General features: G+C 58.8%; 17 protein-coding genes and 1 riboswitch. Of the genes, 15 read left to right on the top strand and 2 right to left on the bottom strand.

Translation table 11 applies throughout. The features are described from left to right. The first annotated feature begins 43 nt into the window (after positions 1–43). From ACFWW4_RS11580 to ACFWW4_RS11570, 3 genes are read left to right on the top strand one after another with little or no spacing between them, the layout of a single operon-like run. A complete protein-coding gene (locus ACFWW4_RS11580; RefSeq protein ID WP_411890994.1) occupies positions 44–1,054 on the top strand; it encodes a DUF4123 domain-containing protein in 1,011 nt (336 codons plus the stop codon). After that, positions 1,054–4,086: a toxin VasX gene (locus ACFWW4_RS11575; RefSeq protein ID WP_411890993.1), complete on the top strand. Its 3,033-nt coding sequence runs from the start codon at positions 1,054–1,056 to the stop codon at positions 4,084–4,086. The genes ACFWW4_RS11580 and ACFWW4_RS11575 overlap by 1 nt, the downstream gene beginning before the upstream one ends. Positions 4,087–4,098: 12 nt before the next feature. Beyond that, entirely contained in the window at positions 4,099–4,989 is an 891-nt protein-coding gene (locus tag ACFWW4_RS11570) for a hypothetical protein (protein ID WP_411890992.1), read from the top strand. Here the strand turns inward: ACFWW4_RS11570 and ACFWW4_RS11565 are convergent. Together ACFWW4_RS11565 and ACFWW4_RS11560 are read right to left on the bottom strand one after the other, a co-directional pair. Further along, entirely contained in the window at positions 4,986–5,834 is an 849-nt protein-coding gene (locus tag ACFWW4_RS11565; RefSeq protein ID WP_411890991.1) for a DUF4123 domain-containing protein, read from the bottom strand. The genes ACFWW4_RS11570 and ACFWW4_RS11565 overlap by 4 nt on opposite strands. 157 nt (positions 5,835–5,991) lie before the next feature. Then, the gene (locus tag ACFWW4_RS11560) at positions 5,992–6,864 is read right to left on the bottom strand and encodes a MurR/RpiR family transcriptional regulator (RefSeq protein WP_411890990.1); all 873 of its coding nucleotides are present in this window, start codon (positions 6,862–6,864) and stop codon (positions 5,992–5,994) included. 113 nt (positions 6,865–6,977) lie between these two features. On the opposite strand from ACFWW4_RS11560, the gene ACFWW4_RS11555 reads away from it, so the two are divergent. The 12 genes from ACFWW4_RS11555 to ACFWW4_RS11500 all read left to right on the top strand — a co-directional run bounded on the left by ACFWW4_RS11555 (position 6,978) and on the right by ACFWW4_RS11500 (position 20,421). Further along, positions 6,978–7,757, top strand: a complete 780-nt coding sequence (locus tag ACFWW4_RS11555; RefSeq protein ID WP_411890989.1) for an N-formylglutamate amidohydrolase — start codon at positions 6,978–6,980, stop codon at positions 7,755–7,757. Beyond that, positions 7,757–8,314, top strand: coding sequence for a TRAP transporter small permease subunit (locus ACFWW4_RS11550; RefSeq protein WP_411891181.1), 558 nt, complete (start codon positions 7,757–7,759; stop codon positions 8,312–8,314). Before ACFWW4_RS11555 ends, ACFWW4_RS11550 begins: the two co-directional genes overlap by 1 nt. Beyond that, the gene (locus tag ACFWW4_RS11545; RefSeq protein WP_411890988.1) at positions 8,314–9,639 is read left to right on the top strand and encodes a TRAP transporter large permease; all 1,326 of its coding nucleotides are present in this window, start codon (positions 8,314–8,316) and stop codon (positions 9,637–9,639) included. The genes ACFWW4_RS11550 and ACFWW4_RS11545 overlap by 1 nt, the downstream gene beginning before the upstream one ends. Before the next feature lie 46 nt (positions 9,640–9,685). After that, positions 9,686–10,717 (top strand): TRAP transporter substrate-binding protein, encoded by a 1,032-nt coding sequence (locus ACFWW4_RS11540; RefSeq protein ID WP_411890987.1) that lies wholly within the window; start codon positions 9,686–9,688, stop codon positions 10,715–10,717. 93 nt (positions 10,718–10,810) lie between these two features. Further along, entirely contained in the window at positions 10,811–12,175 is a 1,365-nt protein-coding gene (locus ACFWW4_RS11535) for a glutamine synthetase family protein (RefSeq protein ID WP_411890986.1), read from the top strand. Beyond that, a complete protein-coding gene (locus tag ACFWW4_RS11530; RefSeq protein WP_411890985.1) occupies positions 12,172–12,552 on the top strand; it encodes a hypothetical protein in 381 nt (126 codons plus the stop codon). Before ACFWW4_RS11535 ends, ACFWW4_RS11530 begins: the two co-directional genes overlap by 4 nt. Further along, entirely contained in the window at positions 12,549–13,919 is a 1,371-nt protein-coding gene (locus ACFWW4_RS11525) for an aldehyde dehydrogenase family protein (protein WP_411890984.1), read from the top strand. The genes ACFWW4_RS11530 and ACFWW4_RS11525 overlap by 4 nt, the downstream gene beginning before the upstream one ends. Before the next feature lie 3 nt (positions 13,920–13,922). Further along, positions 13,923–15,068: an iron-containing alcohol dehydrogenase gene (locus ACFWW4_RS11520; protein WP_411890983.1), complete on the top strand. Its 1,146-nt coding sequence runs from the start codon at positions 13,923–13,925 to the stop codon at positions 15,066–15,068. An 18-nt stretch (positions 15,069–15,086) separates the two neighbouring features. After that, positions 15,087–15,172, top strand: a riboswitch (glycine riboswitch). Between the two features lie 162 nt (positions 15,173–15,334). Next, on the top strand, positions 15,335–16,459 hold the full coding sequence (gcvT, locus tag ACFWW4_RS11515; protein ID WP_411890982.1) for a glycine cleavage system aminomethyltransferase GcvT: 1,125 nt from the start codon (positions 15,335–15,337) through the stop codon (positions 16,457–16,459). 18 nt (positions 16,460–16,477) lie between these two features. After that, positions 16,478–16,837 (top strand): glycine cleavage system protein GcvH, encoded by a 360-nt coding sequence (gene gcvH / locus ACFWW4_RS11510; RefSeq protein WP_411890981.1) that lies wholly within the window; start codon positions 16,478–16,480, stop codon positions 16,835–16,837. A gap of 12 nt (positions 16,838–16,849) precedes the next feature. Further along, the gene (gcvP, locus tag ACFWW4_RS11505) at positions 16,850–19,693 is read left to right on the top strand and encodes an aminomethyl-transferring glycine dehydrogenase (protein WP_411890980.1); all 2,844 of its coding nucleotides are present in this window, start codon (positions 16,850–16,852) and stop codon (positions 19,691–19,693) included. A 254-nt stretch (positions 19,694–19,947) separates the two neighbouring features. Further along, positions 19,948–20,421, top strand: coding sequence for a cupin domain-containing protein (locus ACFWW4_RS11500; protein WP_411890979.1), 474 nt, complete (start codon positions 19,948–19,950; stop codon positions 20,419–20,421). The last annotated feature ends 321 nt before the right edge of the window (positions 20,422–20,742 follow it).

Here is a 20,742-nt window from a genome sequence, read left to right as displayed (position 1 = left end):
CCGCGATGGGTGCGACCCCCATCAATTGCTGCAGATACTTGGCATGCGGACGAACGACCCGATTTCCACCGTACCTGCAGAACTTAACCAACCATGTCTCGGCCTTTCGTTTGCAGATATGATCGCCGATGTCTGGGATGGAATTGCCCCGCTCGGGAAGGAACTCGGCGCGCCGTATGCGCCATCCATACAAAGTCTATTGTTCGACCAAACCGGACCCAGAAAAACCTATTTTGTCTGCGATGCAGCGGCATTGCCTGGCTTTTTCGGACCCGAGGCGGTCGCAGGATTGCGATGTCAATCACTGTTCGACGGTGACGCCGCAGATACACTTTCAGAGGCAGCACCTTATCTGATCGAACTTGATCCGGAACACACCTTTACACGGTCGCTTTTTACTGATGGCAGGATGCCCTGGGCCTATTGGGACAAGCAGGCTGGGATCTTTCTGCGATCACCCATCGATTTCGACGCCCTGCGCAAGAATTTCCGCCGCTTTACCAAATTGCTAGACGACACCGGCAAATGGGTTTTCCTGCGGTTCTTTGCGCCTCAATCGCTATTGCATATTGCATTGGCAATGCAGCCACCGATGCGGGCCCGTTTCTTTGATGGCGACTTACAGATGATCGGCATCTATCCGTCCGTACAACTTGCCATTGTCTGTCGCAGCACGGCGCAGGCAGCGCCAGTATCGCTTGGGATCGATATGCGGATGAGACAGGTCTTGGATGCTTCGGCAATGACAGCCTTTCGCCAGCGCGCCATCAGATTTTGCACCGATACATTGCCAGACGGGGCGGGTATTGATGCCAAGCGTCAGGACGATTTTGCCAGACAGACAATCCTTACCGCGCAACAGCAAGGACTTTTTGCAGAGCAAGCCGTGCTTTATGCTATAGCTGCTGGTTGGTTTGTTGGATCCTCTGATGGTGCCTGGGTCAAGGCGCAGGATGATATTCTGCATCGCAAAGACCAAAGCCAGATCGAAAAAGGCAAGGCACTGTTGGCAAGAGCAATGCAACAAACAAAAACGACCGAGAGGCACGCATAATGGAAGAAACCCTAGAGGCGGGCCTGATCGACGATGTTGAAGGCGCGGCATCGCCCGGGACGGATGCCGGTGCGGCTGAGCGACCTTGCGATAGCACCATCACCCCCATCTATCCTGTGCGCTACGCTTATGCGAATTTCTTTGAAGAGGGGCTGGAGGCACCAGCCCCTCCTCCATCGCTGTCAACGCTGATTGGCGCGCGGACCGTGGCGGCCGGCAATGGATATGTCATCAGGCTGCTGAGAGAGGGCTGGATCTATATCCGCGAAGAAAGCGGCGGCACGAATTTTCAGATATTTAGATACACGCGAACGGATAGCGGCGGCTATGTTTCCGAAAAGTTTGAGAAATACCTCTTTACCAACCGGATCAACGCGCAGGGCGGCCTGACGCTGGATAGATCCTCTGGCCGGGCATCCTACCCATTTGTCTTTGTCGCCAAAGGCGTATCCGAGGTTTCAATCGCCTACAGCGAACATCAATGGTCCGCCGATGTTATTGATCGGATGAATGGGAATGCAGCAACACGCGCAAAGGCCATGCAAAAGGTCAATATCGAAGCCGAAAGCAGTGATCACAGCGTCAGCGCATCCAAAGACAACCTTGGCAGCCTGGTCGAGGACTACAAACGAAGACAGGACCGCGTGCTTGCGCTCAGCGGCGGGGACACAGAAGGGCTTAGCCTTGATATCCTGACGACCGAGGCGAGCTATTCCCTCGATCCCAGTAAGATCGCACAGGAAATACAAAGCAAGCTTTGCTACGGCGAGACGGCTAAGATTGTGGCCTTGCATGACCCGGTCGGTCGCCAGAAAGAAATCGTACAGGCCCACGCCAAGCTTTCAGTCTGGGAAAAGGATCGGGCCGCCCTAACGCTTTATCCCTACATGATCGGTCAGTTTGTCCAGGGCGCGTTGGACAGCGGTGTCGAAGAGGTGCGCGAGGCCGCAGAGGACAACGTGAACCTGGACGAGCACAAGGAATTCTGGTGCGAGATGGAGGAGGAGTTCGACACCTTCAAAGCCCGTCGTGCCAGTTTCGCAGCATTGTATCAGGCCTTCATGTTTCCGGGGAGCACACCGGCACTGAACGACGACGTGGGGAGCCTTGACAGTTACTTCAAATATTTCTTCGCCTACAACCCTGGCGATGAGACGGAGCTACGCAATCTGGCCGACGTTTCTGCAGGTATTTTTGAAGGATTGATGGCAAGCGATGAAGCCAAGGCGGCACTCGAGGCTACCATGGAACATGCCCATGTCGACGAGGCCGACACCCCGATCATCGATCAGAAAAACGCGTACGGGATCATTACGAAAGGCATCATCGCGCTGACGACAACGCCCCAAGCCGAGTTTGATTGGGCCAATAGCTCCGCTATCGCAATGGACCGGGTTCTGAATGGTCTTGGTGTGATGTGGGGCTCTGCCGCAGCCAACCTACGTTACAGCACTCAACTGGCGGGCCGGGCTGGCAACCGTCTGTCTGCCGGAACCCTGCAGGCCATTGTTGACAAGGTCATTCCGTCCGTTCTGAAGGTTTTTGGCCTGCGGATCATGCCGGGTGGGGGTGTCAATCTGACCTCGGCCGAGATCGGGCGTCTGGTGGCAGAAGCCTTGGATGCCAATGTTGCGCGCGGCGGGAACGCAGGGCTGGAAATTCTGGAACGCGCCGCCGCCCGGGTGGAACGTGGTCAGCGCATGTTCAACTGGGGACAGTCGCAGCGCTCTTCGAGACTTCCACGACTGTGGAAGTTGGCGACGATCGAGATCACCCGGCCCGCAGGCTCACGTTTCGCCTTCACAGTAACAGAACGAACATCACAGCGGATTGGGTTGGTGTTTGAAGGTGGGTTCGCCGGTCTGTCGGCCTTTTTCAACATCATGACGATCAAGGACCTGTCCAACCAGTCGCGTTTCAGCAATGCCAATCCGCTTCAAAAGGGCAATATGGCCTATGATGCGTTGCGATTTGGGTCAGCTATATCAGCCCTAACGGTCGATATGATGATCCTGTCCCGCGGCGGTCTGATGGTATCGCAGCAGGTCGTTCGGGTCTTGCCTGCATCAGTGGCGACACGGCTGGTGCCTGGATTGAATTCGGGGGCAAAACATCTTGGTCGTCTGTTGGCGGGCAAGCTTGCCACCAGCCTGGTCGCCGTCGCGAATTTCGCTGGTGCTGTCGTATCAGCATGGGAGGCTGTGCGCGAAGCACAACAGGGCAACACGGGCGCAGCCGTGGGGCATGCGATGGTTGCCCTCGGCTCTGCCATTCTGTTCTTTGGCGCGGCAGCAACGCTAAGCGGCGCAGCCGGCGCATCAGCCTCCACCGGTATCGGGTTGCCGGTGGCCGTTATCTGCGCCGCGCTGGCATTGATCGTTGGTGGTGTCGGCATGATCTTGTGGTTCAGCAAGGGCCCTTTTGAGACGCTTTTGTACCAAAGCTTCTGGGGCAAAAGCAGCAATTATGCCTTCTGGTTCACGGACAATCGCCCGCCGGTTGCGGACCGGTTGCGCCGGGCGCAGGATATCACAAATGAACAGATCAGCGCCTCTTACCAGATTGAATTGCAGGAGTTCATGAACTACTTCGCTTTGCCGCAAATGTCGCTTGACAGGACGGGTGGCAGCAGCCTGCGCCGATGGACTGGCAGCATGATATCAGACGAGACATTCTATTCCGTCACACTGATATTGCCGCAGTTCCAACCGGGCACGTCTGAGATTGTGGCTGGGGTTCATACCATATCGGGGTTTGATCCTTCAGGTCAGTTGGAGACAAAGCTCAACGAAGAGAAAACAGCCATCTTTGCGCGCGCTATTCGGGATGCGATGGAAAACCCGACCAAGCACAGCTATGTCGGTGGCGTTTTGAAGCTGAACTTCGACGTCGATTTTGGGCAGCGTGCTAATATTTTCTGGGGTTATCTGCCATCGCCTCATGTTCTTGTCCCGATGCGTTTTCTGACAAACTATGGCCAGTTGAACATGCAAGGTGTTCAGGCGGGCATGTTGAACGAAAGGCCGCTTTAGGCGGTTCTGGAAATGTCTGAGGATCGCAGTCTGCCTATACGTCTTTCCAGTAAGGCCGACGATCTGCGGCGCATAGCGCCTGATCCGACCCAACTGCCACACAGACCCTTTGTGTCGGGAGATGCGCGGTTTTTGTCGATGCAGGACAGCATGCAGAAGGGGCGCTTTCTGCTGGTTCTGCCCATGGCAATTGCGTTGTTGCTCGTTCCACTTTGGCTTTTTCAGGCAGATCGACAGGCTTATCGACAGGCTCAGATTGAATGGGTCGCCGATCTTGATGACATGTTGTTGCGGTTTGGCGAGCAGGATGTCGTCAGAACCATTGATGAAACCAGTGAAACGACACTGCGATATGTCTATCCAGACAAGGCTCTGACCTATGCCGAGTATCTGCACTACAGATGGACCATTGCTGCCAATGGGCCAACAAATCTTGTCATTCGGGCGGGCTTGGCAGGTGTATTTCTATTGATTGGTGGTCTCGCATTGGGCTGGATCCTTTTGACACCAAGGCGTGCGCTGATTTGGTTTGACCGGGATAGGCGTGCCGTCTTCACCTGGCGCAAAGGGCGCGTTCTTGTAGCGCCGTGGGAGCAGGTGACATTCCATATCAGGGGCAACGGATTGCACTGGTTGCTTTGGGATGAAGGCCGCGTCGTCTGGCGCATTCCGGTACCAACAGCGGACAATCCTGTGTGGGGCTCGGAACATTTCAATCTGTCGTCGCTCGCAATCCTGCAGGCTTTTATGGATCATGGTTTGGACGCTGTTAGCCCGCGCCCGTTTGTAAAACATCTCTCCTGGACTTTGCGAGAAGACCGGCAGCCCAAAGGTTTTGCATCGCGGCGCGACGGCCTGCTGGCGGAACTGCGAGATGACCCGCCCGAAATGCGGGCGCGCTAGGGTCCGCGCATGAAGAGCGTCAGACCGTGCGTCCTGTCCGACCCGCAAATCAGGCTGCACCCCGCCCCAAGCTCGGTCAGTTTTTCCTCGGACATACCGGCGATAATGGTGCGCAGTGTTTCCGGGGCATAGAAGCGAAAGAAATATCGTTTGCCAGTTGCCTCATCCGTAATCAAAGTGAACTTGCGGAAGTGCTGCCACAGACCCTGTAAAGATACCTGAGATCGGATCAGGATACCTGCACCTTCCCCCCAAAGCCCTGTTTGCAAAGGGTCGTCATCCGATGCGCTAAACAAATCGCGGGCAAATTTGTTCTCGCGGTCAAGCCGTAAGATCCATGGGCCATTATCACCAAACTTATCTGCTGCCGTGTCTTTGAACAGGCAACGATGAGCCAGACCGGAACCCCCAAGCCGTTCAGCGATGTTGCGGACCCGTCCGCCATCAAGAATAGCGAAACAATTGTAAGGGAATTGTCGATCGTCCCCTTGATCAAAAAGAAGATCCAACAGGGTTTCTGACGCCGTTCGTCCACCGGCCTCGTCAAATGGGGTGGGGTCCACAAGGCGCAAAGCATCGTCAAACTGCGACTGCCCCACGTCTCGGAAGGAAAGCTCGTAACACGCTTCCGGAGCATTCGTCGCCAGCCTCGTGAACAGATCGTAGGGCGCATCGTCGATACCACCCATGTGATCAACCCGTTCAATGATGATGCCGTCTTTTGACAGCGCGGACCGCAGGTTCAATTCGGCCGCACGCCGGGCACGCCCTGCCGCCACGCCTTCAATCAAACAAGGCGTTCCGTGTAGCGTCGCGGCGCCGCTCATGGTCCATAGTTCGTCCATATCAATCCGAATAGCAGTTCAAGTCTGGATGCCACTTATCACCAATTGCACTACGCCGTCAGCACGATACAACCATTGGAATCTTGGTTTCGGTCCAGAATTAATGACAGCGACATACCCGCACGACTTGCACCAAAACATAAGCCGGGGCCGCCGCTCAGGTAAACTTCCGGAACAGTTTCGTCTGGTCGAACATGTCCTCAAGTTCCTCCATCCGCGCCTTGGTTTCATCCCAGTTCAGGTTCTGCACGGTCGAGATCATGGTTTCGACCAGCAAGAGGGTCGTCGCCGCGGAATCCCATGCGGATGGAACGACGATCCGGCTGCTGAAGCTGATATCAGCCAATTGATGGATCGGTGACCGCCATTGATCGGTAAACAGGATCAGCTTCGCGCTCTTGGCATGGGCCATCTCGGCCAGTTTCAGGGTATTGTTCTCATATCGCCGCACATCGAAAACCACGACCACATCCCCTTCGCTGATATCCAACAGGTGATGCGGCCAGGTATTGGATGTGGATTGGATATGGGTCAGGTTCGGCCGGATCACCTGCATATGCAAAAACAGATATTCGGCCATCGTATGCGTGATGCGCCCGCCGACGATATATAGATGCCGCGCCTCGTCTGCCACCAGATCGCATGCCTCATCAAAGGCAGCTGGATTGATCTGGCCCAGCGTGTGCCGGATATTGTCGATCACGGCGTCGGTGAACCGGTTGAGCATATGGCCGGACGGTGCGCCATCAGCCCATGTATCGTGCTTGGCAATCGGGCTTTTGGCCTTGGCGCGCAATTCTTCGCGGAGTTCGGCTTGAAATTCGGGGTAACCTTTGAAGCCCAGCTTTTGCACCATGCGGGCCACAGTCGGGACGGACACCTGCGCGTCACGGGCCAGTGCCGCCAGTGGCCCAAGGCCAGAGGCCGGGTAGTTTTCAAGGATCGAATGCGCCAACTGCCGCTCTGCCCGTGTCAGATCATCCAGCTTTTGCTGGATACGATCCGAGATTGTCAGCGTTGCGTCAGGCATGATCGCCTTTCGTTTGATCGAAAAATTACCAGACCATTTCCATCATGATAAATTTTTCACAATTCTGTTGACAAAAACCGCCGGGCGCAAGCAATTTGTGTTTGGGGGTCGCAATGAATCACGATGTCGCAAGTCAGGACGCTAGACCGGTCGCGCCGATCAACCCGCAGGGTGCATCCTCGATTATTCTGGTGTGCGAGCACGCAACCCCTTACATACCATCAATATTTTCCGATCTGGGCCTGTCGACCGATGTCCTGCAAAGTCATGTTGCCTGGGACCCGGGTGCTATGTCTGTTGCCGAACACCTGTCGCACAAGCTGGACGCGACATTGATCGCGGGCGTCGTGTCGCGGTTGGTTTATGACTGCAACCGACCGCCTGATGCGCCCGATGCGATGCCGGAAAAAAGTGAGGTTCATGTCATTCCGGGCAATCGAAACCTGTCGCAAGCGGACAAGGCGATGCGGGTCGCGACCTATTATGCCCCGTTTCGGGACTGTCTGTCGAAAACCGTCGCACAGACGCCGAACCCGGTAATCGTGACTTTGCACAGCTTCACCCCGACATATCACGGCAAGGCCCGCAAAGTGGAAATAGGGATCGTGCATGATAGCGATGCAAGGTTGGCCGACGCGATGCTGGCCTGTGCCGCCGACCATACCAGCGCCGATCTGCGCCGCAACGAACCCTACGGCCCCGCGCATGGGGTGACCCACACGCTCAGGGAACACGCCCTGCCCGGCAACCATCTGAATGTCATGCTGGAAATTCGCAATGATTTGATCCGCACCCATACACAACAGGTCGCAATGGCGGACATGCTGGCGGGCTGGATCGCGGATGGCTTTGGCAGAACAAATGCGGCGGGGTCTGTGCAGTGCGTCGCCTGATGCATGGCTATATCACGGCGGTTGACGCGGTGAATTACCGGGTCGGACGGATCATGATGTATGGCGTGTTTGTCCTGATGGGCATTCTACTGTGGTCATCGATCAGCAAGACGTTTTTTCTGCCCTCGCTCTGGACGCTGGAAATGGCGCAGTTCGCCATGGTGGCCTATTACATTCTGGGCGGGCCCTATTCGATCCAACTCGGATCGAACGTACGGATGGACCTGCTTTATGGCGGCTGGTCGGTGCGGCGCAAGGCGTGGTTCGATCTGGTCACCGTCCTGTTTTTGATCTTCTATTTGTGTGTCCTGCTTTATGGCGCGGTCGGGTCGACCGCCTATTCGCTGGGCTACTGGAAAACCGAACCGTTTTCGTTCTTTGCGGGCCTTCTGACTGGAGGTGAGGAGATCGGGCGCATGGAACGGTCCTCCTCCGCATGGCGGCCGTATATGTGGCCGATCAAGACCGTGATGATCGTGGGCTTTTTCCTGATGATCCTGCAATGCCTGTCGGAATTGTTCAAGGATGTGCTGCGCCTGAAGGGTGAAACGATCTGATGTCGTACGAAGTGATCGCGACCCTGATGTTTTCCACCATGATGCTGATGCTGCTGACAGGGCAGCGGGTGTTCGGGGCCATCGGTTTTGTGGCGGTCGTCGCTGCATTGTTCTTGTGGGGTGACAATGGCGGCCACGATATCGGCTTTTCGGCAGCGATGAAGCTGATGAAATGGTATCCGCTGCTGACTCTGCCGATGTTCATTTTCATGGGCTATGTGCTGTCGGAATCGAAGATCGCCGATGACCTTTACCGCATGTTCCATGTCTGGATGGGCGGCCTGCGCGGCGGGCTGGCGATTGGGACTATCGGGTTGATGGTACTGATTTCGGCCATGAACGGGCTCAGCGTCGCGGGCATGGCCATCGGGGCGACCATCGCCCTGCCGGAACTGCTCAAACGCGGATATGACAAAAGGATGGTGACCGGGGTCATTCAGGCCGGATCAAGCCTCGGTATCCTTGTGCCGCCATCTGTCGTGCTGGTGCTATACGCGATGATCGCGCGGCAACCGGTCGGGCAATTGTGGCTCGCCGGGGTCATTCCGGGGCTGATGATGGCTGCGCTCTTCATCGCCTACATCGCGATCCGCTGCCGGATCAACCCGGCCCTTGGCCCCGCTCTCAGCGCAGAGGACCGGGCCATGCCCCGCGCGGAAAAGCTGCGGCTGCTGCGGGCGGGTCTGCTGCCGCTGGTGATCTTTGCGGTGATGATGGTGCCGTTCGTGAATGGCTGGACATCGCTGGTCGAAAGCTCAGCCATTGGCGCATTGGCGGCTTTGGTCGCGGCCATCGTCAAAGGGCGGATGACGCGCGAGGTCTTTGAAAACTCGGTCCGCAACACGCTGGGCATCACGTGCATGTTCATGTGGATTATCCTTGCCGCACTGGCCTTTGGCGCGGTGTTCGATGGGTTGGGCGCGGTCAAGGCCATCGAAAGCCTGTTCACCGAACAACTCAACCTCAGCCCTTGGATGATCCTGATCCTGATGCAGCTCAGCTTTATCCTGATGGGCACGTTTCTGGATGACACGGCGATGCTGGTCATCGTCGCCCCGCTCTACGTGCCTCTGGTCGGCGCGCTGGGGTTTGACCTGATCTGGTACGGTATCCTTTATACGATCACCACACAGATCGCCTATATGACCCCGCCCTTTGGCTATAACCTGTTCCTGATGCGGGCCATGGCCCCGCCGGAAATTGCGCTGCGCGACATCTACGCCTCCATCACACCGTTTGTGCTCGTGATGGTATTCGCGCTGGCACTGGTGATGATCTTTCCGGGACTTGCCACATGGCTGCCCGGCTACGTTTACGGAAACTGAAAAACAGACCGGGCCAACCCGGCATAACCCAACAAGGAGAAAAGTGATGACAACACGACGCAAGTTTATCAAAGGGGCCGCCATGGCCGCCCCCGCCACGCTGGCCGCCCCGGCGCTCGCGCAAAGCACGATCACATGGCGGATGCAGACCTATGCCGGTGCCGCCCTCGCGGCCGAGGTGATCGACCCCGCCATCGCCATGTTCAACAAGATCGCAGGCGACCGAATGCAGATCGAACTGTTCTATGCCGACCAACTGGTCCCCACGGGCGAGCTGTTTCAGGCGCTGCAGCGGGGCACCATCGACGCCGTGCAATCGGACGATGACAGCATGGCATCCCCTACCGAAGTCACCGTATTTGGCGGCTACTTCCCCTTCGGCTCGCGCTACTCGCTCGACGTGCCGGTGCTGTTCAACCAGTACGGGTTGAATGAAATCTGGGCCGAGGAATACGCCGCCGTCGGCGTCAAACATATCAGCGCCGGTGCCTGGGACCCTTGCCATTTCGCCACCAAGGACCCGATCCGGTCGCTCGCCGATCTGGAAGGCAAGCGCATCTTCACCTTCCCCACCGCAGGCCGGTTCCTGGCGCAATTCGGTGTCGTGCCGGTCAACCTGCCGTGGGAGGATATCGAGGTCGCGGTGCAGACCGGCGAACTCGACGGCATCGCGTGGTCGGGCATCACCGAGGATTACACCGTCGGCTGGGCGGACGTGACCAACTACTTCCTGACCAACAACATCTCCGGCGCGTGGATCGGGCATTTCTTTGCCAATATGGACCGCTGGAACGAACTGCCCGAAGACCTGCAAACCCTGTTCCAGGTCTGCTGCGAACAATCGCATTACTACCGCCAGCACTGGTATTGGGGTGGCGAGGCCAATCTGCGTGTGAACGGCACCAAGCTGGAACTGACCACGATCCCCGATGCGGAATGGGCCACGGTTGAGGCAGCCGCCCGCGAATTCTGGGAAGAAATCGCCGCCGAAAGTGAAACCAAGCGCAAAGTCGTCGATATCTTTAAACAGTACAACGCGGATATGGAGAAAGCAGGACGGCCCTACCGCTACACCTGACCGGCTTCCCGGGCCTGTCCTGGGACCCCAACCAGACCCCATGCAGGGGCCCCGGGTTACGCCCGGGGCGCCTTTTCGACAAAGGATAGTTTCATGCCCGGCACCCTCAGCTTCGACGATCTCAAATCCCGTGTGGCGGACGGGTCAATCGACACCGTTCTGACCTGCTTTGTGGATATGCAGGGGCGCTTGATGGGCAAGCGATTTCACGCCGCCAACTTTGTCGAAACCTCGTTCAAGGAAACCCATTGCTGCAACTATCTGCTGGCCACCGATCTGGAGATGGCGACGCCTGACGGCTATGCCGCCACAAGCTGGCAAAAGGGCTACGGCGATTACATCATGGCCCCGGACCTGAGCACTCTGCGGCTCACGCCGTGGCTGGAGGGCACCGCGATGGTGCTCTGCGATATCCTTGACCACCATACCCACGCACCCGTGCCACACGATCCCCGCGCCGTCCTGAAAAAGCAGGTCGCACGGCTCAAGGACATGGGCTTTGATGCCATGATGGCGACCGAACTTGAGTTCTTTCTGTTCGAAAAATCCTTTGACGAGATCCGCAAGGATGGCTTTCACGATCTGATGCCGATCAGCGGTTACAACGAAGACTACCACATTCTGCAGACCACCAAGGAAGAACACGTGATGCGCCCGATCCGCAATCACCTGTTCGCTGCCGGTCTGCCTATTGAAAACACCAAGGGCGAGGCCGAGACAGGGCAGGAAGAGTTGAACATCCGCTACGCACCTGCCGTCGACTGTGCCGACCATCACAGCATCGCCAAGAACGCGATCAAGGAAATCGCCTGGGCGCACGGTCACGCCGCGACATTCCTGCCGAAATGGCATCACGACCGGGTCGGCAGTTCGTCCCACGTGCATCAGTCGCTGTGGAAGGACGGGGAACCGGCATTCTATGACTCCGATGCTGATCTGGGCATGTCGGACCTGATGAAACATTACATGGCCGGGCTGATCGCCTATGCCCCTGACTACACCTTCTTTCTGGCCCCCTACATCAACAGCTACAAACGCTTTGCCAAGGGCACCTTTGCGCCCACCAAAACCGTCTGGTCCGTCGACAACCGCACCGCCGGTTTTCGCCTGTGTGGCGATGGCACCAAGGGCGTGCGCGTCGAATGCCGCATCGGCGGGTCCGACCTGAACCCCTATCTGGCGCAGGCCGCCATGCTCGCCGCAGGGATCAAGGGGATCGAGGACAAGATGGATCTTGCCCCGCCCACCAAAGGCGACGTTTACGAAGACGCCAAGGCGGCGGATATTCCCCAGACCTTGCGCGCCGCGACCGAGACTTTGCGCAACTCGACATTCCTGCGCGACACCATGGGCGACGATGTGATCGACCATTACACCCGCTGCGCCGAATGGGAGCAGGAAGAATTTGACCGCGTCGTCACCGACTGGGAAATTGCGCGGGGGTTCGAGCGGGCATGAAGGTCTATCGCGCAACACCTTCGCTGCCCGTGGATGATCTCAATGCCGCTCGCGAATTTGCCGAGACGTGTTTGGGGTTCAAAACCCTGTCTCAAGACGACCGCCATGTGCTGTGCAATCGGGACGCGGCGTTTATCCGCTTTATCAACGCCGCGCCCGATGCGGATATGGCGGATGAGGCGCGTCAACTGGTGCTGTATCTTGATGTGGACGACGTCGATGCATTTTGGGCGGCCAAACGCGCGTCTCTGAAAGCACTGCCAAAAGGGCGGGTGCGGGAGCCGTTTGATCAACCGTATGGGCAGCGCGAACTGCACGTGATTCATGGGCCCTTTCTGTTCATTCTGGGTCACCCATTGTCAAAGGAACAAACATGATACGCTGTATCTCCCCTATTGACGGCTCGGTCTACGCGGAACGGCCGACGCTCAGCGCCGATGCCGCGCAAGCCGCCGTCGCCCGCGCCAAAGGCGCGCAATCGGCATGGGCCGCGCGGCCTCTGTCCGAACGAGTCGCAATGGTGCAGGCCGGTGTCGCCCGCATTGGTGACATGAACGATGACATCGTGCCCGAACTCGCGCATCAGATGGGCCGGCCGATACGCTATGGCGGCGAATTTGGTGGGTTCAACGAACGGGCCACCTATATGGCACGGATCGCGGACGACGCGCTGGCAGATATCACGGTCGAGGATAGCGAGCATTTCAGGCGCGTTATCAAACGGGTGCCGCACGGCGTCGTTCTGGTCGTGGCCCCGTGGAACTACCCTTACATGACCGCGATCAACACGGTCGCCCCAGCTCTGATCGCAGGCAACACGGTCATGCTGAAACATGCCTCGCAAACGCCGCTAGTCGGTGAACGGATGGCGCAGGCGTTCCACGACGCGGGCGTGCCAGCGGACGTATTCCAGAACGTGTTTCTGGACCACCAGACAACATCCGACCTGATCTCCGCCAAATCGTTCGGCTTCGTGAACTTCACCGGCTCCGTCAGCGGCGGGCAGGCGATTGAACAGGCCGTCGCTGGAACCTTCACCGGGATCGGCCTGGAACTTGGCGGCAAGGATCCCGGCTATGTCTGCGATGATGCTGATCTTGATGCGGCAGTCGATACGCTGATCGACGGGGCGATGTTCAACTCCGGCCAGTGCTGCTGCGGGATCGAACGCATTTATGTGGCCGAACAGCATTTCGATGCTTTCGTGGCCAAAGCGGTCGAGATCGTGAATGGCTACATTCTTGGCAACCCGCTCGACCCCGAAACCACCTTGGGACCGATGGCGCATGTCCGCTTTGCCGACGCGGTCCGCGCCCAAACGGCAGAGGCGATCGCCGCCGGGGCCACCGCCCATATCGACCCCGCCCGCTTCCCGCAGGATGGCGGGGCATACCTGATGCCGCAAATCCTGACAAACGTGACCCACGACATGCGCGTTATGCGCGAAGAAAGTTTCGGCCCCGTGGTCGGCATCATGCCGGTCAAGGACGACGCCGAGGCGATCCGCCTGATGAACGACAGCCCCTATGGGCTGACCGCATCGGTCTGGACAAAGGATCCAGTAAGGGCCGAGGCGATTGGCGATCAGATCGAAACCGGCACCGTCTTCATGAACCGCGCCGATTATCTTGACCCCGGTCTATGCTGGACCGGCTGCAAGGACACCGGGCGCGGTGGCGGTCTGTCCATCATCGGTTATCACAACCTGACACGTCCGAAATCCTACCACCTCAAGAAGGCATAGATCATGTCGCTTACCGCTAGCTGGTCCTACCCCACCTCTGTCCGCTTCGGCGCCGGGCGCATCGCCGAAATCGCCGACGCTTGCGCCGCCGCCGGGATCAAGAAACCCCTGCTGGTCACCGATCGCGGACTGGCCGGGATGGAGATCACAACCAGCACGCTTGATCTGCTCGAGGCGGCGGGGCTTGGCCGCGCGATCTTTGCTGATGTGGACCCGAACCCCAATGAAAAGAACGCCGCAGCAGGGGTGCAGGCCTTCAAGGAGGGCGGGCATGACGGGGTGGTCGCCTTTGGCGGTGGCTCCGGCCTCGACCTTGGCAAGCTGGTGGCGTTTCTGGCCGGTCAGACCCGCCCGCTGTGGGATTTTGAAGACATCGGCGACTGGTGGACCCGTGCAGACGCGGACGCCATCGCGCCCATCGTCGCAGTACCGACCACCGCCGGCACCGGGTCAGAGGTGGGCCGCGCATCAGTGATCACTAATTCCGAAACGGAAGAGAAAAAGATCATCTTCCACCCCAAATTCCTGCCCAGCGTGGTGATCTGCGACCCGGAACTCACCGTCGGCATGCCGGGGTTCATCACCGCAGGCACCGGCCTTGATGCCTTTGCCCATTGTGTTGAGGCGTATTGTTCACCCCACTACCACCCCATGTCGCAGGGGATCGCGCTGGAAGGAATGCGGCTGGTCAAGGAATATCTGCCCCGCGCCTATGCCGACGGCAGCGATATCGAAGCGCGCGCGCATATGATGTCCGCCGCTGCAATGGGGGCAACCGCATTCCAGAAAGGGCTGGGGGCGATCCATGCCCTGTCCCATCCCATCGGGGCCATCCACCATACCCATCACGGTACAACCAACGCCGTCTGCATGCCCGCCGTGCTGCAATTCAACAAACCCGCGATCAGCGATATCATCGGGCGGGCGGCGGATTATCTGGGCATTGCAGACGGGTTCGACGGGTTCTGCGCCTATGTCGATGACCTGAACGCATCGCTGGGTATCCCGCGCACGCTGGGCGGTATCGGCGTCAGCAACCCCGATATCGACCGCATCGTCGCAGGCGCACTCAAGGATCCCAGCACTGGCGGAAATCCGGTCACCATGACAAAGGAAAACACAACAAAGCTCTTGCTTGCCTGTCTGTAACAGGGCAGCATCGCGCCGAAATCGACGTCGGGAGAACCAGTCAATCTGGTGCCGAAGGAGCAACCGCCCCGGAAACTCTCAGGCCCAAGGACCGACGCCGATACGAAGACTCTGGAGAGTGGCACGGAACATGAGGTGCCCGCCGAAGGGATAGCAATCTCAGGCACATGGACAGAGGGGGCATCACGCGTAAAGGGTACACCTTTGCGCCAAAGTGGTGCCGGAAGATATGACTATCTGATCGGCGGGAAGGAAAGAGGCCGCCGATGTCGGATTTGTTGAAAACACCGCTGCATGACCTGCATCTGGAACTGGGTGCCAAGATGGTGCCCTTTGCGGGCTATGACATGCCCGTGCAATATCCGATGGGCGTGATGAAGGAACATCTGCACACCCGCGCGAGCGCAGGGCTGTTCGATGTCAGCCATATGGGTCAGGTCATCGTGAAGGGCAGCGATTACGCGTCAGCCGCCAGCGCGCTGGAACGACTGATCCCGGTCGATATCCTCGGCCTTGATGAAAACCGCCAGCGCTATGGTTTCTTTACCAATGAAACCGGCGGGATCATGGATGACCTGATGCTGGCAAACCGGGGCGATCATGTTTTCGTCGTGGTTAATGCGGCGTGCAAGGCCGCCGACATTGCCCATATGAAATCGCATCTGGAACCTGATGTGACGGTGACCAAAATCACGGACCGCGCCCTGCTTGCCTTGCAGGGGCCGGCGGCCGCGGCGGTGTTGTCCTCCCTCAACCCTGCCGCGGCCACGATGGCGTTCATGGATGTGGCCACGCTGACGCTGAACGGCGTTGAATGCTGGGTGTCACGGTCGGGCTATACCGGCGAAGACGGCTTCGAGATTTCGGTGCCGAACGAAAACGCCACCGATCTGGCCCGCGCCCTGCTGGCGCACCCGGATGTTGAACCCATCGGGCTGGGTGCGCGCGACTCGCTCCGGCTCGAGGCGGGGCTGTGCCTTTACGGGCACGATATCGACACCGGCACAACCCCGGTGCAGGCCGCTCTGACATGGGCGATCCAGAAGGTACGCCGCGCCGGTGGCGACCGGGCCGGCGGGTTTCCGGGGGCCGACGCGATCTTTTCAGAACTGGCCGAAGGGGTCGCGCGCAAACGGGTCGGCCTGCTGCCCGAGGGACGCGCGCCGATGCGCGAGGGCGTGCCGCTTTTCGCCGACACCGATAGCGATGCACAGATCGGCATGATCACCTCTGGCGGGTTCGGCCCGACCGTCGGCGGCCCCGTTGCGATGGGCTATGTCGCCACCGCCAATGCCACACCCGGCGCGACCGTCTACGGTGAATTGCGGGGCAAACGGCTGCCGCTGACCGTGACGAAGATGCCGTTCACACCAGCCAATTTCAAACGGTAAGACCAAGGGAGACCACCAATGAAATATACATCAGAGCATGAATGGCTGCGCGCCGAAGACGACCTGATCGTCGTCGGCATCACAGAACATGCCACAACCCAGCTGGGCGATATCGTCTTTGTCGAATTGCCAGAAGTAGGGACCACCGTCGTGAAGGACGACGAAATCGTTGTCATCGAAAGCGTCAAGGCCGCGTCCGACATCCTAGCCCCCATCGACGGTGAAGTCGTCGAAGTGAACGATGCACTGGCCGACAATCCGGGCCTCGCCAACGAAGACGCTACCGGCGATGGCTGGTTTTTCAAGATCAAACCGTCTGACACGTCCCAGATGGACGAATACATGGACGAAGCCGCCTATAAAGCGATGATCGACTAAGGGACCAGCATCATGACCTTCACCCCCACAGACTATCTGCCCTACGACTTTGCCAACCGCCGCCATATCGGCCCGTCACCGGCCGAAATGGCCGAGATGTTGCAGATCGTGGGGGCCAAGGATCTTGATGCCCTGATCGACGATACGCTGCCGCCCGCCATCCGCCAGAAGCAAAAGCTGGATTTCGGCAAGCCCAAATCAGAACGTGAACTGCTGCACCACATGCGGGTCACGGCCTCCAAGAACAAGGTCCTGACCTCGCTCATCGGTCAGGGCTATCATGGGACGGTCACGCCCCCCGCGATCCAGCGCAACATCCTTGAAAACCCGGCCTGGTACACCGCCTATACCCCCTATCAGCCCGAAATTTCCCAAGGCCGGCTTGAGGCGCTGTTGAACTTCCAGACCATGGTCAGCGATCTGACCGGGCTTGAGATTGCCAACGCATCCCTCTTGGACGAGGCGACAGCCTGCGCCGAAGCGATGACCATGGCGCAGCGGGTATCGAAATCGAAAGTCAAAGGTTTCTTCATCGACGAAAACTGCCACCCGCAGAACATCGCCGTGATGAAAACCCGCGCGGCGCCTTTGGGGATCGAAATCACCGTCGGCAACCCCGACGATCTAGACCCGACCGCTGTTTTCGGCGCGATCTTTCAGTACCCCGGCACATACGGCCATTTGCGTGACTTCACCGATGAAATCGCCAGACTGCATGAAAACAAGGCGATTGGCATCATCTCCGCCGATCCGATGTCACTGACATTGCTTAAGGAACCCGGCGCAATGGGGGCCGATATCGCCGTCGGCACCACCCAGCGTTTCGGTGTACCCGTCGGCTATGGCGGCCCGCACGCGGCCTATATGGCGACGAAACAGGCTTATGCCCGCTCCATGCCGGGCCGCATCGTGGGCGTGTCCATCGACAGCCACGGCAACCGCGCCTACCGGCTATCACTGCAGACCCGCGAACAGCATATCCGCCGCGAAAAGGCGACATCGAATGTCTGCACCGCACAGGCCCTGCTGGCCGTCATGGCCGGATTCTATGCGGTGTTCCATGGGCCAGAGGGGCTCAAGGCCATCGCCCAGCGCATCCACCGCAAGACCGCGCGGCTGGCCGAAGGGCTGAAGCAAGGCGGGTTCGATGTGCGCCCCGCGACCTTCTTTGACACCATCACCGTCGATGTCGGCCCGCTGCAATCGGCAGTCCTGAAATCGGCGGTGGATGAAGGGGTCAATCTGCGTGCCGTCGGCAAAACACAGGTCGGCATCACGCTGGACGAACGGACCCGGCCTGCCACCATCGAACGGGTCTGGCGCGCCTTTGGCATCGAACGGCAGGACAAGGATTACACCCCGCATTACCACATGCCCGAAAAACTGATCCGCACGTCGGATTACCTGACCCACCCGGTGTTCCACATGAACCGGGCCGAGACGGAAATGATGCGCTACATGCGGCGTCTGGCCGACCGCGACCTCGCGCTGGATCGGGCGATGATCCCGCTTGGCTCCTGCACGATGAAGCTGAACTCCGCCGCCGAAATGATGCCGGTCAGCTGGCGCGAGTTTTCCCTGCTGCACCCCTATTGCCCCGCCGATCAGGCCGAAGGCTACCGTGAAATGATCGACGATCTGTCGGCCAAGCTTTGCGATATCACCGGCTATGCGGCCATTTCCATGCAGCCCAATTCCGGCGCGCAGGGCGAATATGCGGGGCTTCTGACCATCGCGGGATATCATCGGTCCAATGGTCAGGGGCACCGCAATGTCTGCCTGATCCCGATGTCCGCCCACGGCACCAACCCCGCCTCGGCCCATATGGTCGGTTGGACGGTTGTCCCTGTAAAATCAGCAGAAAACGGCGATATCGACCTTGATGATTTCCGCGCGAAGGCTGAACAGCACGCAGATAATCTGGCGGGCTGCATGATCACCTATCCGTCCACGCATGGCGTGTTCGAGGAAACCGTGATCGAGGTTTGCAAGATCACCCATGACCATGGCGGGCAGGTCTATATCGACGGGGCCAACATGAACGCGATGGTCGGCCTGTCACGCCCCGGTGATCTGGGCGGCGATGTCAGCCACCTGAACCTTCACAAGACCTTCTGCATCCCCCATGGCGGCGGCGGCCCAGGCATGGGGCCAATCGGGGTGAAGGAGCATCTGGTCCCGCACTTGCCCGGCGATCCCGTCACCGGCGATGGGGCTGTTTCGGCGGCCGCTTTCGGGTCACCATCGCTTTTGCCGATCTCATGGGCCTATTGCCTGATGATGGGCGGCGATGGCCTGACACAGGCAACGCGCGTCGCGATCCTGAACGCCAATTACATCGCCAAACGGCTCGAAGGGGCGTTTGACGTGCTTTACAAAGGGCCGACGGGCCGGGTCGCCCATGAATGCATTATCGACACACGACCCTTTGCCGACAGTGCGGGTGTGACAGTCGATGACATCGCCAAGCGCTTGATAGATTGTGGTTTTCACGCCCCAACGATGAGCTGGCCTGTCGCGGGCACCCTGATGATCGAACCGACGGAATCCGAAAACAAGGCCGAACTGGACCGGTTCTGCGACGCGATGCTGGCGATCCGGGCGGAAATCACCCAAATCGAAAAAGGCGAAATCGACCCCGAAAACAACCCGCTGAAAAACGCGCCACACACGATGGAGGATCTGGTCAAGGACTGGGACCGGCCCTATAGCCGCGAGGTCGGATGCTTCCCCCCCGGCGCGTTCCGGGTGGACAAATACTGGCCGCCGGTCAACCGGGTCGACAATGTCTGGGGCGACCGCAACCTGACCTGCACCTGCCCCCCGATGGAGGATTACGCGCAGGCCGCCGAATGAGCCGGTGCCACCGTGCGGTAGGTGTTGCGCAGCCCCCACCCTACGGTGCTTTTCGTGGTTTTCGGCGAATCATGGGTTAACGCCCTATTTTGCCGGGATATGCGCTGTCGGCATCGCGTCGGATTTGCGTCGGCAAAACGTCGGACCTCTGGGTCGCATTTGGCGGGGTTAACGGGGCGCACGGTGGGTTTTGTTAACAGCGCTTAAGATTTAAGGCAGGATGGACATAGCCGCCTCCAACAAAGGAAAATGTGATGCCCGTATTCACGCCCGACACCGCCAAGACCGACGCCAGCGATGGCGTGGGGCATCCCTGCGGCCCCTACCGCGCCTTGCTGTTCAGCGACAGCGGCGGGCTGACCCAGTTCGGGGCTTTCGTGGAAATCCTGCCGCCCGGTTCATCCTCCTCGAGCAAGCACTGGCACGCGGGCGAGGATGAAATGGTGTATGTGCTGGAAGGGAAGGTCACCTTGCACGAAGGCGACAGCAGCACCGTGATGCACCCCGGCGACGCCGCCACGTTCAAGGCAGGCGATCCTGTCGGCCATTGCCTGGAAAACCGCACCGATACAAAGGTGAAATATCTGGTCATCGGCACCCGATCACCAGGCGACGTGGTGACCTATCCCGACCACGACCGGGTACTGCACTGGGACCGCGCGACACAATGCCGCCGGTGGACAGATCACGCAGGGGCGCCCGCCAACAGCCCCTATGAGGGCGAATGACCACGGACTGATCTTCCGCAGGTCAGACGGATTCGCCCTTTACTCAACAGTCCCGCACTAGCGGCATTCTGCGCAATTGAAACACACACTGTCTGACCGGACAGCGGCCGCTCAAAGCTACCATACCAAAGGTCTGGTGTGCGGGACATTTCGTTGAAAAACTCATCCTTGATCGAAGCATAAGTCGCTGACTCAATTGCTCTTGCAGGGAGGGATTGGCGATGACGGGACCGAGGCAGGAAGCGCAAGTGGCGCTGTTCTACGAGTTCTCGCTGGAGGATCATGTTCCGCAAGATCATCTGCTGAGATCGATTGACCGGT

The organism is Yoonia sp. SDW83-1, assembly GCF_046762885.1.
Lineage (GTDB): Bacteria > Pseudomonadota > Alphaproteobacteria > Rhodobacterales > Rhodobacteraceae > Yoonia.
This window is presented reverse-complemented; position numbering and strand designations above follow the sequence as displayed.

Bases quoted from the DNA above. Each gene is read 5' to 3' on its own strand.
- ACFWW4_RS11550 (WP_411891181.1), top strand. From the start codon at position 7,757: ATGCATGGCTATATCACGGCGGTTGACGCGGTGAATTACCGGGTCGGA.
- ACFWW4_RS11580 (WP_411890994.1), top strand. From the start codon at position 44: ATGCGGACGAACGACCCGATTTCCACCGTACCTGCAGAACTTAACCAA.
- ACFWW4_RS11520 (WP_411890983.1), top strand. From the start codon at position 13,923: ATGTCGCTTACCGCTAGCTGGTCCTACCCCACCTCTGTCCGCTTCGGC.
- ACFWW4_RS11575 (WP_411890993.1), top strand. From the start codon at position 1,054: ATGGAAGAAACCCTAGAGGCGGGCCTGATCGACGATGTTGAAGGCGCG.
- ACFWW4_RS11500 (WP_411890979.1), top strand. From the start codon at position 19,948: ATGCCCGTATTCACGCCCGACACCGCCAAGACCGACGCCAGCGATGGC.
- ACFWW4_RS11565 (WP_411890991.1), bottom strand. From the start codon at position 5,834: ATGGACGAACTATGGACCATGAGCGGCGCCGCGACGCTACACGGAACG.
- ACFWW4_RS11540 (WP_411890987.1), top strand. From the start codon at position 9,686: ATGACAACACGACGCAAGTTTATCAAAGGGGCCGCCATGGCCGCCCCC.
- gcvP (WP_411890980.1), top strand. From the start codon at position 16,850: ATGACCTTCACCCCCACAGACTATCTGCCCTACGACTTTGCCAACCGC.
- ACFWW4_RS11560 (WP_411890990.1), bottom strand. From the start codon at position 6,864: ATGCCTGACGCAACGCTGACAATCTCGGATCGTATCCAGCAAAAGCTG.
- ACFWW4_RS11535 (WP_411890986.1), top strand. From the start codon at position 10,811: ATGCCCGGCACCCTCAGCTTCGACGATCTCAAATCCCGTGTGGCGGAC.
- ACFWW4_RS11545 (WP_411890988.1), top strand. From the start codon at position 8,314: ATGTCGTACGAAGTGATCGCGACCCTGATGTTTTCCACCATGATGCTG.
- ACFWW4_RS11530 (WP_411890985.1), top strand. From the start codon at position 12,172: ATGAAGGTCTATCGCGCAACACCTTCGCTGCCCGTGGATGATCTCAAT.
- ACFWW4_RS11570 (WP_411890992.1), top strand. From the start codon at position 4,099: ATGTCTGAGGATCGCAGTCTGCCTATACGTCTTTCCAGTAAGGCCGAC.
- gcvH (WP_411890981.1), top strand. From the start codon at position 16,478: ATGAAATATACATCAGAGCATGAATGGCTGCGCGCCGAAGACGACCTG.
- ACFWW4_RS11555 (WP_411890989.1), top strand. From the start codon at position 6,978: ATGAATCACGATGTCGCAAGTCAGGACGCTAGACCGGTCGCGCCGATC.
- gcvT (WP_411890982.1), top strand. From the start codon at position 15,335: ATGTCGGATTTGTTGAAAACACCGCTGCATGACCTGCATCTGGAACTG.
- ACFWW4_RS11525 (WP_411890984.1), top strand. From the start codon at position 12,549: ATGATACGCTGTATCTCCCCTATTGACGGCTCGGTCTACGCGGAACGG.